17 protein-coding genes are annotated in these 13495 nt (G+C 66.2%); 4 read left to right on the forward strand and 13 right to left on the reverse strand.

The annotated features are described in order from the left end of the window. Positions 1-2: 2 nt before the first annotated feature. The 4 genes from hpnD to TBD_RS08505 are packed head-to-tail and all read left to right on the forward strand — an operon-like array spanning position 3 to position 4150. Positions 3-848: a presqualene diphosphate synthase HpnD gene (gene hpnD, locus TBD_RS08490; protein WP_011312209.1), complete on the forward strand. Its 846-nt coding sequence runs from the start codon at positions 3-5 to the stop codon at positions 846-848. Continuing rightward, on the forward strand, positions 845-2119 hold the full coding sequence (gene hpnE / locus TBD_RS08495; protein WP_011312210.1) for a hydroxysqualene dehydroxylase HpnE: 1275 nt from the start codon (positions 845-847) through the stop codon (positions 2117-2119). The genes hpnD and hpnE overlap by 4 nt, the downstream gene beginning before the upstream one ends. Beyond that, positions 2116-2859, forward strand: coding sequence for an SDR family NAD(P)-dependent oxidoreductase (locus TBD_RS08500; RefSeq protein ID WP_011312211.1), 744 nt, complete (start codon positions 2116-2118; stop codon positions 2857-2859). Before hpnE ends, TBD_RS08500 begins: the two co-directional genes overlap by 4 nt. A gap of 13 nt (positions 2860-2872) precedes the next feature. After that, positions 2873-4150, forward strand: coding sequence for a serine/threonine-protein kinase (locus TBD_RS08505; protein ID WP_011312212.1), 1278 nt, complete (start codon positions 2873-2875; stop codon positions 4148-4150). A 7-nt stretch (positions 4151-4157) separates the two neighbouring features. Here TBD_RS08505 and TBD_RS08510 read toward each other — a convergent pair whose 3' ends face one another. The 13 genes from TBD_RS08510 to hisD all read right to left on the reverse strand — a co-directional run bounded on the left by TBD_RS08510 (position 4158) and on the right by hisD (position 13447). Next, the gene (locus TBD_RS08510) at positions 4158-5360 is read right to left on the reverse strand and encodes an ammonium transporter (protein WP_011312213.1); all 1203 of its coding nucleotides are present in this window, start codon (positions 5358-5360) and stop codon (positions 4158-4160) included. Positions 5361-5505: 145 nt separating this feature from the next. After that, positions 5506-6315, reverse strand: a complete 810-nt coding sequence (gene tatC / locus TBD_RS08515) for a twin-arginine translocase subunit TatC (RefSeq protein ID WP_011312214.1) — start codon at positions 6313-6315, stop codon at positions 5506-5508. Next, the gene (tatB, locus tag TBD_RS08520; protein ID WP_011312215.1) at positions 6312-6761 is read right to left on the reverse strand and encodes a Sec-independent protein translocase protein TatB; all 450 of its coding nucleotides are present in this window, start codon (positions 6759-6761) and stop codon (positions 6312-6314) included. Before tatB ends, tatC begins: the two co-directional genes overlap by 4 nt. A 92-nt stretch (positions 6762-6853) precedes the next feature. Next, positions 6854-7066, reverse strand: coding sequence for a Sec-independent protein translocase subunit TatA (tatA, locus tag TBD_RS08525; RefSeq protein WP_011312216.1), 213 nt, complete (start codon positions 7064-7066; stop codon positions 6854-6856). Between the two features lie 16 nt (positions 7067-7082). Then, positions 7083-7421, reverse strand: coding sequence for a histidine triad nucleotide-binding protein (locus tag TBD_RS08530; protein ID WP_011312217.1), 339 nt, complete (start codon positions 7419-7421; stop codon positions 7083-7085). Continuing rightward, a complete protein-coding gene (locus TBD_RS08535) occupies positions 7418-7744 on the reverse strand; it encodes a phosphoribosyl-ATP diphosphatase (protein ID WP_011312218.1) in 327 nt (108 codons plus the stop codon). Before TBD_RS08535 ends, TBD_RS08530 begins: the two co-directional genes overlap by 4 nt. Beyond that, on the reverse strand, positions 7741-8142 hold the full coding sequence (gene hisI / locus TBD_RS08540) for a phosphoribosyl-AMP cyclohydrolase (RefSeq protein WP_011312219.1): 402 nt from the start codon (positions 8140-8142) through the stop codon (positions 7741-7743). The genes TBD_RS08535 and hisI overlap by 4 nt, the downstream gene beginning before the upstream one ends. Continuing rightward, complete coding sequence (gene hisF / locus TBD_RS08545; RefSeq protein WP_011312220.1) at positions 8139-8894, reverse strand: imidazole glycerol phosphate synthase subunit HisF; 756 nt, start codon at positions 8892-8894, stop codon at positions 8139-8141. The genes hisI and hisF overlap by 4 nt, the downstream gene beginning before the upstream one ends. Positions 8895-8898: 4 nt before the next feature. After that, on the reverse strand, positions 8899-9654 hold the full coding sequence (hisA, locus tag TBD_RS08550; protein WP_011312221.1) for a 1-(5-phosphoribosyl)-5-[(5-phosphoribosylamino)methylideneamino]imidazole-4-carboxamide isomerase: 756 nt from the start codon (positions 9652-9654) through the stop codon (positions 8899-8901). Between the two features lie 35 nt (positions 9655-9689). After that, positions 9690-10376: an imidazole glycerol phosphate synthase subunit HisH gene (gene hisH, locus TBD_RS08555; protein WP_011312222.1), complete on the reverse strand. Its 687-nt coding sequence runs from the start codon at positions 10374-10376 to the stop codon at positions 9690-9692. A gap of 58 nt (positions 10377-10434) precedes the next feature. Next, a complete protein-coding gene (hisB, locus tag TBD_RS08560; protein WP_011312223.1) occupies positions 10435-11022 on the reverse strand; it encodes an imidazoleglycerol-phosphate dehydratase HisB in 588 nt (195 codons plus the stop codon). A gap of 50 nt (positions 11023-11072) precedes the next feature. Beyond that, the gene (gene hisC / locus TBD_RS08565) at positions 11073-12146 is read right to left on the reverse strand and encodes a histidinol-phosphate transaminase (protein WP_011312224.1); all 1074 of its coding nucleotides are present in this window, start codon (positions 12144-12146) and stop codon (positions 11073-11075) included. Then, positions 12143-13447, reverse strand: a complete 1305-nt coding sequence (gene hisD / locus TBD_RS08570) for a histidinol dehydrogenase (protein WP_011312225.1) — start codon at positions 13445-13447, stop codon at positions 12143-12145. The genes hisC and hisD overlap by 4 nt, the downstream gene beginning before the upstream one ends. Positions 13448-13495 lie beyond the last annotated feature (48 nt).

Here is a 13495-nt window from a genome sequence, read left to right on the forward strand (position 1 = left end):
AGATGGACGCGCATCGCTACTGCCAGGAGCGCGCCGCCGCAAGCGGCTCCAGCTTCTACTACAGTTTCGTCTTCCTGCCGACCGAAGTGCGCCGCGCGATTACTGCGTTCTACGCACTGTGCCGCGAGCTCGACGACGTCGTCGACGAATGCCACGAGCGCCAGTTGGCCGAACTCAAGCTCGCCTGGTGGCGGGAGGAAATCGGCCGCTTTGCCGCAGGCGCGGCGACCCACCCCGCGACCCGCGCACTCGCCGACACCGCGCGGGGAGCGAGCGTCCAACCCGCGCTACTGCTGGAAATCGTCGACGGCATGGCGATGGATCTCGAGCACGCCCGCTACGCCGACTTCCGCGCGCTCAAACTCTATTGCCATCGGGCGGCCAGCGTCGTCGGCGAAATCGCCGCCGGCATCTTCGAGGGCGCGCGCGGCGAGCACGACCGCGAAGTCCGCCGCTACGCGCACGAACTCGGACTCGCCTTCCAGCTGACGAACATCATCCGCGACGTCGGGGAAGACGCGCGACGCGGCCGCATCTATCTCCCGCTCGACGAAATGGCGCGCTTCGGCGTCGCCGAGGCCGACGTGCTTGAAGGCCGCGACACCCCCGCGTTTCGGGCCCTGATGCAGTTTCAATACGAGCGGGCGGTCGCGCATTACGAGCGCGCACTCGCCACGCTGCCGAGCGCCGCGCGGCGGGCCCAACGTCCCGGCCTCGTGATGGCCGCGATCTACCGCAGCCTGCTGGATGAAATCCGCCGCGACGGCTTTCCGGTTTTGCGCGCGCGCATCGCACTGACGCCCTTGCGCAAGCTTTGGCTCGCCAGCCGCACCTGGCTCTTTCCATGACGCCGGACGTCGCGGTGGTCGGCGGCGGCTGGGCAGGCTGCGCCGCGGCGCTCACGCTGGCCGAAGCGGGCGTGCCGGTCACGCTCTACGAAGCCGGGCGCGTCCTCGGCGGGCGCGCGCGCGCCGTCGAACTTGGCGACCGCGTTCTCGACAACGGCCAGCACATCCTCCTCGGCGCATACACGAACACGCTCGAACTGATCGCGCGCGTGCATCCCGCGCCGCGCACCCCGCCGCTCTGGCGGCTGCCGCTCGCCTTCGACCAGCCGCCGGATTTCCGCCTGCGCTGCCCACGGCTCCCGGCGCCGCTCCACCTCGCGGCGGGCCTGCTCGGCGCGCGCGGGCTCGACTGGCACGAAAAGTTGACTGCAGCGCGCTGGGCGGCGGCGCTGATACGCGGCGCGGCCACGCCTCCCGGGACCGTCAGCGAACTCACGCGCGGCCAGCCCGAAAAACTGCGCGCCCTGCTGTGGCATCCGCTCTGCATCTCGGCGCTGAACACCCCGCCGGAGACGGCGTCGGCGGCCGTCTTCGCCTCGGTCATCCGCGCTGCATTCGGCGGCCGGAACGCACACAGCGACCTGCTGCTGCCGCGCAGCGACCTCGGCGAACTGTTCCCCGTTCCGGCCGCGCGGCGGATCGTCGACGCGGGCGGCGTGGTGCGCCTCGCCTGCCGTGTCTCCGGCCTCTCCGCCCGCGCCGACGGCATCACGACCCTGCTCGGCGCAGGGAACCAAACGCACGCGCACAGCCACGCGATCATCGCCGTTGCGCCGCAGCACGTGAAAGGCCTGGCGGCATCGATTTCCGAGCTCGGCGACGCGGTCGCGATGCTCGCGCACTACGACTACCAGCCCATCGCGACCGGCTACGTCCAGTACGCGCCGGACTTCCGTTTGCCGAAGCCGTTTCTGGCCCTCGCCGAAGGACCGGCGCAGTTCGCGTTCGATCGCGGGCAGAGCCATGCTCAGCCGGGCCTCATCGCCTTCGTCGCCAGTGCGGCGGCCGACCTGCCGACGGACTGGCTCGACCGCGCGGAAGCCCAGTTGAGGCGCAGCGTGCGCCCGGGTCGGCCACAATGGCGCAAACGCATCGTCGAAAAACAGGCCACTTACGCCTGCCGGCCCGGCATGGCGCGCCCCGCCGTTCGTACGCGGCATCCACGCGTTTTCCTCGCTGGCGACTACACCGCCGGCCCCTATCCCGCGACGCTCGAAAGCGCAACCCAGAGCGGGGTACAATCGGCCGCCTCTCTTCTCGAAACGCTATGAAAAACTACCTTCCTCGTCCCGACCTGCTTGCCGGTCGCGTCATTCTCGTCACCGGTGCGAGCGCCGGTCTCGGCCGCGCGGCCAGCCTGGCCTTCGCGCGCCACGGCGCGACGGTCGCGCTGCTCGCGCGCAACGAAGCCAAGCTCGAAGCGGTGTACGACGAGATCGTCGCCGCCGGCGGCCCGGAGCCGGCGATGTTTCCCTTCGATCTCGCCGTCGCGGACGATCGCAGCCTCGAGAACCTGGCCGGAACGCTCGCGCACCACCTCGGCCGGCTCGACGGTCTGTTGCACAGCGCCCACCAGTTCTTCAGTCTCACGCCGCTCAGCCTGCAGACGCTCGAGCAGTGGCAGACCCTCATGCGCGTCAATCTGATCGCGCCCTTCGCCCTCACCCGCGCCGTGATGCCCTTGCTGCAGCAGGCGCCGGACGCGTCGGTCGTCTTTACCGGCGAGACCCACGGCCATTCGCCGAGTGCATACTGGGGCGGCTACGCCGTCGCGAAGTCGGGGCTGGAGACGCTGACGCGCATCTGGTCGGACGAGCTCGCAAGCAGCGAGAGCCTGCGCATCAATACGCTGATTCCCGGCCAGGTCGCGACCACCTTGCGCGCGCGCACCTACCCGGGCGTCGCCGCCGAAACCCTGCCGAGCCCGGAAGCTGTGATGCCGTGGTACCTCTTCCTGATGGGCGAAGACGGCCGCGAGGTCCGCGGCCAGACGGTGGAATGCCACACCTGAGCCGACCTTCCTGATGAACATCGGCCGTTACGAAATCATCGACGGAATCGGCCAGGGTGCGATGGGCACTGTTTATCGGGCGCGCGACCCGCTCATCGAGCGCACCGTCGCAATCAAGACCGTGCCCATCGCGCAGTTGCAGGCGGAAGGGGCGGACGCCGAATCGCGTTTCCTGCGCGAGGCACAAAGCGCCGGGCGGCTTTCGCACCCCAATATCGTCACGATCTACGACGTGGGAGAAGCCGACGGCATCGCCTACATCGCGATGGAGTACCTGCCCGGCGCGACGCTACGCGACCTGATGAACAAAGGGCCGATGCCACTCGACCTCGTGCTCGACACGGCCCTGCAAATGCTCGAGGCCTTGGCGTTCGCTCACGAGCACGGCGTCATTCACCGCGACATCAAACCTGCCAACGTCGTCGTCGTCGGCCATCGGGGGCGCATCAAGCTCACCGACTTCGGCATCGCCCACCTCGCCAACAGCGGCCAGACCCAGCTCGGACAAATGCTGGGCTCGCCACGCTACATGTCACCCGAACAAGCCATGGGGCGGGAAGTCAATGGCCGCTCGGACATCTTTTCGCTCGGCGCCGTTCTCTACGAAATGCTCACCGGGCGCTATGCCTTCGACGGCGACAGTTTGCCGACCATCGTCTATCGCGTGATCCACGACCCGCCGGCCCCCATCGCCAGCCTGCGCCCGCAGATCCCGCCTGCCCTTGTCACACTCGTTGGCCAGATGCTGAACAAGAATCCGGCCGCACGCCCTGACGCACGCACACTCGTCAGCGCGTTCCATGGGCTGATGCCGACGGTTCCGCAGCGTCTGCAGGCGGCCTGCGGCAAAGACGTTTCACCCGTTCTGCGGGTATTGGCGTTCACGGCGCCGATAGGCGTCTTTTTGCTGATCGGCGTGAGCGTCATCGTCATCGAACGCTTTCTCGGCCTGCCCGGCACGAGTGGACCGCCCCAGGCGCGCGCCCCGGCCGCAGCCCAGGTTGCAAGCGTCGGTCCGCCGCCTCCGGCCCTGCCCGAGCTTGCGCCGAACGATCGCGCCGCCCCGCCGGATCGCGCTACCGACGAAAATGGCGCCAGTGCGCCCGCCACCGATGCCTACCTCGAAGGACTCGACCGCAAGCGCGTCGAACTTCGCATCAAGCGCGCCGAATTGCTGCTGAAATACACGCGCCAGCACCCCGACGTCGTGCAGATCGACGCGCAGCTCGATCGGCTCCGCGCCGAGCGAAACCGGCATCTACGTCAGCTACAGAAGCAGGCTGCCGACTGACGGACGCTTACCAGTTCGTCTCCCGCTCGGCGGTCGCCGATACCTTGTGGATGCTGAGGTCGGCGCCGGTGAACTCGGCCTCCGGATCGAGCCGCAGACCGACGCCGAGCTTCAGCGCACCGTAGACGAGCGCGCCACCCGCAAGCGCGATCCCCACGCCGCCGAGCGTGCCGACGAGTTGCGCCCCGAGGTTTACGCCGCCGAGCCCGCCGAGCGCCTGTGCGCCGAAGATTCCCGCCGCGACACCGCCCCACGCTCCGCAGAGACCGTGAAGCGGCCACACCCCGAGCACGTCATCGATCTTCCATCGGTTCTGCGTGACCGTGAACATGCCCACGAACAGCGCGCCGGCGATCGCCCCGGTCGCAAGCGCTCCGAGAGGGTGCATGAGATCCGAACCGGCGCACACGGCGACAAGGCCTGCGAGCGGACCGTTGTGGATGAAACCCGGGTCGTTGCGCCCGACAATCAGCGCCGCCAGCGTTCCCCCGACCATCGCCATGAGCGAATTGACCGCGACCAGACCCGACACCGCGGCGATGAGCTGGGCGGACATCACGTTGAAGCCGAACCAGCCGACGGTCAGGATCCAAGCCCCCAGCGCGAGAAACGGGATGTTCGAAGGCGGGTGTGCCGACATCATCCCGTCGCCCTTGTAGCGCCCGCGCCGCGCGCCGAGCAGGAGCACCGCCGGCAGCGCGATCCAGCCGCCGACCGCATGCACGACGACCGACCCGGCGAAGTCGTGGAATTTGGCGCCGGTCGCCGCGGCAAGCCAGTCCTGAACGCCATAATTCCCGTTCCAGACCATGCCTTCGAAGAAGGGATAGACAAAGCCGACGAGCGCGAAGGTCGCGGCGAGCTGCGGATTGAAGCGCGCGCGCTCGGCGATGCCGCCGGATACGATCGCGGGGATGGCCGCCGCAAAGGTGAGCAGAAAGAAGAACTTGACCAGCGCGTAGCCGTTCTGGGCCGACAAGGCTGCCGCGCCCGAAAAGAAGCTCACGCCGTACGCGATACCGTAGCCGATGAAGAAATAGGCGATTGTCGAGACCGAGAAGTCGGTCAAGATCTTGACCAGGGCGTTGACCTGGTTCTTCTTGCGCACCGTGCCGAGCTCGAGAAAGGCGAACCCCGCGTGCATCGCGAGCACCATGATTCCGCCGAGCAGGACGAAGAGGACGTCGCTGCCAGATTGCAAAGCTTCCATGCTTTCCCCCAAGTGAATGGGGGCGAGAGAAGCAAGCGGCATTCCAGCCTGGATGGGCCTTTACGGGGCGGGAAGAACGCCCTAAGTCCGTGCGCACTGCACCGCCGAAGTGCGTGAATGCGAAAATGCGCCCCGTTAGCGTGCGCTACTTGTTGTCGGTCGACTCGCGTTCGATCCGGTCGAGCTCTTCGTCGAGCGCGGATTCCGACAGCGGTGTGTAATCGGACTCGGCTTCCGGCTGAGGTTTGGTAATCAGCGCCGCGACCAGAATGCCGAGTTCATACAAAAGCCATACGGGCACTGCGAGCATGAACTGAGAGATCACGTCAGGCGGGGTGAAGATCGCGCCGATAACGAAGGCGCCGACGATCACGTAGGGACGGATCTCCCGCAGCTTCGCGACCGACACCATGCCCATCTTGACCAGCAGCACGACCGCCACGGGCACCTCGAAGGTGATCCCGAAGGCCATGAACAGCGTGAGCACGAAATCGAGGTATTTGCCGATGTCGGTCATCACCGCAACGCCGGCCGGCGCGATCCCGACGATGAAGCCGAACACCACGGGAAAGACAAGGAAATACGCGAAGGCCATGCCGAGCAGGAACAGCAGCACGCTGGCCACCACCAGCGGGATGCCGATACGCTTTTCGTGCTGATACAGACCGGGCGCGACGAAGGCCCATATCTGATAGAACACCCACGGCATCGCCAACAGGAACGCCGTCATGAGCGTGACCTTCACCGGCACGAAGAACGGCGTCGTAACCTCGGTCGCGATCATCTGCCCGCCCTCGGGGAGGGCCGACAGAAGCGGTTGCGCCAGCACGGCATACAGGTCCTGGGCCCACGGGAACAAGGCGATGAAGACGACGACGATCGCAATGACCGCGCGCAACAGCCGATCGCGCATCTCGATCAGATGCGAAATGAAGGTATCTCCCTGCGCGCTCATGCGGGTCTGGTGCTGGTGGACGACGGCTCGCCTGCCGCCCGGTTCTGATCGGGTTCTTCAAGCGGCAGAGTCTGCTGCCTAACGTCCGGCTGAGCCGGCTCGGCGTCGGCCGTTTGCGGGGGAGTCTGCGCGTTTTGCGGCTCATTGCGCACGCTCTTGTCGAGCATGTCGACCTCGCCGCGCAGATAGTCGTCGACGACGCTCGCCTGCTGCTCGACGCCGCTTGCCGCCGACTCGACCGATTGCTTGAAGTCCTGGCCGACGCGGCGCATCTCATCCAGCTGCATTTCGCGGCTGATGTCCGATCGCACGGTCGACACATAACGCTGCATGCGGCCGTAAAGGTGCCCGGCCGCACGGGCGACCTTGGGCAGCCGCTCGGGACCGACCACGACGAGCGCGACGATGCCGATGACGATGAGTTCGGTAAAACCGATGTCGAACATGTCAGGAATCAGGAGTCGGGATCAGGAGCCACAGGTCAGGGAGAGGCCACGCGCGCCCCTGACCCCTGGATCCGGATTCCTGGCCCTGGATCTCAGGAGTTCTGCTTGTCCTTGACTTCGGCGTCGATCGTATGACCGCCCTTGTCGCTTTCGCTGATCTTTGGCGCGTCGTCCTTCATCCCTTCCTTGAAGCCCTTGACCGCGCCCCCGAGGTCGCTGCCGATGTTGCGCAGTTTCTTGGTGCCGAAAATCAGCAACACCACGACCAGAACGATCAGCCAATGCCAGATGCTGAAGCTGCCCATGCGATATCTCCTTTACTCAAGCGCGCTTGGCGGGATCGCCGCCGCCGAACACGTGTACGTGAATGTGGAATACTTCCTGGCCGCCTCCGCGGCCGGTATTGATGAGGGTCTTGAAACCGGCGTCGAGCCCCGATTCCTTCGCCAAACGCGGGGCCAGCAGCAGCATCTTGCCGAGCAGGTCCTGGTGCGCGACCGTGCAGTCGGCCAGCGACGCGACATGCAGCTTGGGAATGATCAGCAGATGCACGCGCGCAAACGGATGGATGTCGTGGAAGGCGAGTAATTCCTCGTCTTCATAGACCTTGCTGGCGGGCAGTTCGCCTCGGACGATCTTGCAGAAGATGCAGTCACTCATGTCGATCCACCTTGCCGGTTCGCTTTTTCCGTCAGCCCCGAAAGCCCCTCGCGGCGCGCCAGTTCCTCGAGCACGTCCGCCGGCTTGAGGCCCTTGTGCGCGAGCAGTACGAGCGTATGGAACCACAAATCCGCGACCTCGTAGATGATCTTTTCCGCCTGGTCGTCCTTCGCGGCCATCACGGTTTCGGTTGCCTCCTCGCCGATCTTCTTGAGGATCGCGTCGGTGCCCTTGGCATAGAGTCGGGCGACGTAGGAAGCGTCCGGCGAGGCCTGCTTGCGCGCCTCGAGGATTTCCGCCAGGCGGTCGAGGATATCGCTCATCTGCGGTAGATCTCGTCAGGATTCTTCAACACCGGCTCGGTCGCCACCCAGTCCGCGTGGCCCCGATCATCGGTCGTGAGCTTGTGGAAGAAACACGAGCGTCGTCCCGTATGACAGGCGATGCCTCCCAATTGTTCGATCTTGAGCAGAATGACGTCGTTGTCGCAGTCGAGACGGATTTCGCTGACCGTCTGGACGTGACCCGATTCCTCGCCCTTGCGCCACAGCTTGTGGCGGGAGCGGGAAAAATAGACGCCGCGGCCGGTGCGCGCGGTTTCCTCGAGCGCTTCCCGATTCATCCACGCCACCATGAGGATTTCCCCGCTCGCCGCATCCTGGGCGATCGCCGGGACGAGGCCCTGGGCGTCCCATTTCACCGCGTCGAGCCAGTCGCTCACAGGCGCACCTCGATTCCGTGCCGCTTCATGTAGGCCTTGGCCTCGTCGACCCGGTATTCGCCGAAATGAAAAATGCTCGCGGCGAGGACGGCATCGGCCCGGCCTTCGCGCACGCCGTCGACCATGTGTTGCAGCGTTCCGACACCCCCGCTGGCGACGATCGGAACGTCGACCGCGTCGGAAATCGCGCGCGTCAATTCGAGGTCGAAGCCGGTCTTGGTGCCGTCGCGGTCCATCGAGGTCAGCAGCAACTCGCCCGCGCCGAGGCTTTCCATCTTCTTCGCCCACTCGACCGCGTCGAGGCCGGTCGCCGTACGCCCGCCGTGGGTGAAGACCTCCCAATGGTCACCCACGCGCTTGGCGTCGATCGCGACGACGATGCATTGGCTGCCGTAGCGGTCGGCGGCGTCCTTGACGAGCTGGGGGTTGGTGACCGCCGAGGTGTTGATGCTGACCTTGTCGGCACCGGCGTTGAGCAGTCGCTGCACGTCGGCGACCGCCCGCACGCCGCCGCCGACCGTCAGTGGAATGAATACCTCGGACGCGACGGCTTCGACGATGTGCAGGATCAGGTCGCGGTTGTCGCTCGACGCGGTGATGTCGAGAAAGGTCAGTTCGTCGGCGCCGGCCTCGTTGTAGCCGCGCGCGATTTCGACCGGGTCGCCGGCGTCCTTCAATTCGACGAAGTTGACGCCCTTGACGACGCGACCGTTGGTCACGTCCAGGCAGGGGATGATCCGTTTGGCGAGCATCGAATCAGACGCCGAACACGCCGCCCGCGAGTTCGTCGGCGAGCTTCTGCGCTTCGGCGAAGTCGAGCGTGCCCTGATAGATCGCGCGCCCGGTGATCGCGCCGATGATACCGTCCTTGGCGACCGCCGACAGTCCGCGCACGTCGTCGAGATTGGTCACGCCGCCGCTCGCGATGACCGGAATCGACAGCGCCTGGGCCAGACGTTGTGTCGCGTCGATGTTGACGCCCGTCAGCATGCCGTCGCGACCGATGTCGGTGTAAATGACCGCCTCGACGCCGTAGCCCTCGAAACGCTTGGCGAGATCGACGACGTCATGGCCGGTGAGCTTGGACCAGCCCTCGACCGCGACCTTGCCGTCACGGGCGTCGAGCCCGACCATCACGTGGCCGGGGAAGGCATCGCAGGCCTCATGCAGGAAGCCGGGATTCTTCACGGCGGCGGTGCCGATGATGACGTAGCGCACGCCGTCGTCGAGATAGCGCTCGATCGTCGCGAGGTCGCGGATGCCACCGCCGAGTTGTACCGGCATCTCGTCGCCCACGGCCTCGACGATGGCCTGGATCGCAGCATCGTTGACGGGCTTTCCGGCGAAGGCGCCGTTGAGATCGACGAGATGCAGGCGCCGCGCGCCATGCTCCTTCCAACGCCGCGCCATCGCGGCCGGGTCCTCCGAGAACACGGTCGCCTTGTCCATTTCGCCCTGTTCGAGGCGCACGCAGTGTCCGTCTTTAAGGTCGATTGCGGGAATGATTAACATGGCTGGTCAACAGGTCGAGCAGAAGGTGAGAAGAGTCAGGCGCAGCTTGCGCCGGAGAGATCGCAGGCCGAGGCGTGCTCGCCCGGATTCCAGGTCACGAAGTTTCCGAGCAGCGTGAGCCCGGCGTTCTGGCTTTTTTCCGGGTGGAACTGGACGGCGAAGATGTTTCCGGACGCGACGGCGCAGGTGAACGGAAAGGGGTAATGCGAGAAGCCCGCGATCAAGTCGGGCGTCGTCGGCTGCACGAAATAGCTGTGAACGAAGTAAAAGCGTTCGCCGTCCTCGATTCCGGACCACAGCGGATGCGGCGCGCCCTGGTGGACGTTGTTCCAGCCCATGTGCGGGACCTTGAGCTTGTTGCCGCGATCGTCGTGCATAGCCTCGTGCGGAAAGCGCTGCACGTTGCCAGGAAGAATCCCGAGGCAGGCCGTATCGCCTTCCTCGCTGTGCTCGAAGAGCACCTGCATGCCCATGCAGATGCCGAGGAAGGGCTTGCTGCGCGCGGCCGTGGCGATCGCCTCGCGCAGCCCGCGCGCGTCGATCTCGCGCATACAGTCGCGGGCCGCGCCCTGGCCCGGGAACACGACCCGACCGGCTTCGGCGATCACGTCCGGACTGGAGGTGACGACCACCGTGGCGGACGGCGCGACGTGCTCGATCGCCTTGGACACCGAGCGCAGGTTGCCCATGCCGTAGTCGACGACGGCGATATCGACGCTCACGCTCCGGCTCCCGCTGAGGAAGGTCGCGCTTGAACACAGCAGGCGAAGCGGACCATCGTCACAGCGCACCTTTGGTCGAAGGGGTCACGTCGCCCAGCCGCGCGTCGGTCTCGACCGCCATGCGCAGCGCGCGGCCGAAGGCCTTGAAGATCGTTTCGGCCTGGTGGTGCGCATTGATGCCGCGCAGGTTGTCGATGTGCAGCGTGACGCCCGCATGGTTGACGAAGCCGCGGAAAAATTCGAGAAACAGGTCGACGTCGAAATCGCCGATGCGCGCACGCGTGTAGTCGACGTGGTATTCGAGTCCCGGACGCCCCGACAGATCGATCACGACCCGCGACAAGGCCTCATCGAGCGGCACGTAGGCGTGGCCGTAGCGGCGAATGCCCTTCTTGTCGGCCAAGGCCTTGGCGAACGCCTGCCCGAGCGTGATGCCGGTGTCTTCGACGGTGTGGTGAGCGTCGATGTGCAGGTCGCCCTTGGCCGCGATGTCGAGATCGATCAGACCGTGGCGCGCGATCTGGTCGAGCATGTGATCGAGGAACGGCACACCGGTCGCCAGCCTGGACGTGCCCGAGCCGTCGAGATTGAGGCTGACCGTAATCTCGGTTTCGAGGGTATTGCGGCTGACTTGGGCGGTGCGCATGGCGACGTTTTTCGGACGGTAAAAAGGATTTTAGCAGGCCGCTGTCGTTTTCAGCACAGGGCTTTCAAGGCGTCTACGAGCGCATCGCATTGTGCGTCGGTGCCGACCGTGATGCGCAGGAAGGGCGCGATGCGCGCCGGATTCTTGAAATGGCGGACGATGATGCTGCGCTCGCGCAGCCGCGCAGCGAGCGCCTCACCGTCATGCGCGGGATGACGCGCGAAGATGAAGTTGGCCGCGGACGGCAGGACCTCGAAACCAAGGCTTTCCATGGCGTCGACGAGCCGGGTGCGCGTCGCGATCACGCGCGCGCAGATCGATTCGAAATAGGCGCGGTCCTCGATCGACGCCAGGGCACCCGCCTGGGCGAAGCGGTCGAGCGGATACGAATTGAAACTGTCTTTCACGCGATTGAGCGCTTCGATCAGCGGGGCCTGGCCGACCGCATAGCCGACGCGCAAGCCGGCGAGCGCGTGCGACTTCGACAGCGTGCGGGTGACGAGAAGCTGCGGATGGCGCGCGACCAGCGGCACGGCCGAGTCGCCGCCGAAATCGACGTAGGCCTCGTCGATGACGACCACCGAGTCGCGATTGGCCGCGAGCAGGCGCTCGATCTCGCCCAAGGCCAGCAGCCGTCCGGTCGGCGCATTCGGATTCGGGAAGATCACGCCGCCCTTGGGCGCAAGATAATCGTCGACCCGGATCTCGAACGCGTCGTCGAGCGGAATCGCGCGATGAGCGATCCCGTAAAGGCCGCAGTACACCGGATAGAAACTGTAGGTGATGTCGGGAAAGAAGACCGGCCGCTCGTGCTTCAGGAGCGCAAGAAACGTGTGCGCCAGCACTTCGTCGGATCCGTTGCCGACGAAGACCTGATCAGGGGAGACCGCGTGGTACGCCGCAATCGCCGCGCGCAGCCGGTCCGAATTCGGGTCGGGATAAAGGCGCAGCGTGTCGCCGACTTCGCCGCGCAATGCCTCGAGCACCCTTGGGCTCGGGCCGTAGGGATTCTCGTTGGTGTTGAGCTTGACCAGATTGGCGAGCTTGGGCTGTTCGCCCGGCACATAGGGCGTCAGCGCGCCGACCACGGCGCTCCAGTACCTGCTCGTCGACGTACGGCTCATTTGTGGGTCAGGCGATATTCGGCGGAACGCGCATGCGCCTGCAGCCCCTCGCCGTAGGCGAGCGTGGCGGCGATGCGGCCGAGCGTCTGCGCGCCGGCCTCGGACACGTGGATCAGGCTCGTGCGTTTCTGGAAGTCGTATACGCCTAAAGGCGACGAGAAGCGCGCAGTACGCGAGGTCGGCAGGACGTGATTCGGTCCCGCACAGTAATCGCCGAGCGCCTCGCAGGTATTCTTGCCCATGAAGATCGCGCCGGCATGGCGCAGCTTCGGCAGCAGCGCCTCGGGGTCGCTCACCGCGAGCTCGAGGTGCTCGGGCGCGATCGCGTTGGCGATCGCCGCGGCGTCGTGGAGGTCGTGCGTCCGGATCAGCGCGCCGCGATTGGTCAAGGAGGTGCGGATCACCTCGGCGCGCGGCATCTCCACGATGAGCTGGTCGATCGCGGCGGCGACCGCGTCGAGATAGTCCGGGTCCGGCGACAGCAGGATGGACTGTGCGAGTTCGTCGTGCTCGGCCTGCGAAAAGAGATCCATCGCCACCCACTCCGCCGGCGTGCTGCCGTCGGCGATCACGAGGATTTCCGACGGGCCGGCGATCATGTCGATGCCGACCGTACCGAAAACGCGGCGCTTGGCCGCGGCCACGTAGGCGTTGCCGGGGCCGACGATCTTGTCGACCTGCGGCACGGTTTCGGTGCCGTACGCCAGCGCCGCGACCGCCTGCGCGCCGCCGATGGTGAACACGCGGTCGACGCCGGCGATCGCCGCGGCCGCGAGCACGAGCGCGTTGCGCTCGCCGCCGGGCGTCGGCACGACCATGACGAGTTCGGCGACGCCGGCGACCTTGGCCGGAATCGCGTTCATCAGGACCGACGAGGGATACGCGGCCTTGCCGCCGGGTACGTAGAGCCCGACGCGGTCGAGCGGCGTAACCTTCTGCCCGAGCACGGTGCCGTCGTCTTCGGTGTAGGTCCACGAGCCCTGCAGCTGTTTTTCGTGGTAGCGACGCACCCGGTCCGCGGCGGCCTCGAGCGCCGCGCGCGTGTCTTCCGGCAAGCCCGCGAGGGCCGCCGCGAGTTCCGCCGCGCCAAGTTCGAGACTGGCTGCCGAGGGCGCCGGCAGGCGGTCGAAACGCTCGGTGTATTCGAGCACCGCCGCGTCGCCGCGGGTTTTGACCGCGTGCAGAATCGTCGCAACGGCCTCCTCGATCGAGGCATCGGTGGCGTCGTCGAACTGCAACAGGCGGGCGAGACGCGCCTGAAAGTCAGGCTGGGCGCTGTCGAGGCGGGTAAGCGTGAGCACGGGGGATTCTGCTTTTAGAAGGCTGTCGAAACGTACGACCGGGATTGT

The organism is Thiobacillus denitrificans ATCC 25259, from assembly GCF_000012745.1.
Classification (GTDB): Bacteria; Pseudomonadota; Gammaproteobacteria; order Burkholderiales; family Thiobacillaceae; genus Thiobacillus; species Thiobacillus denitrificans_B.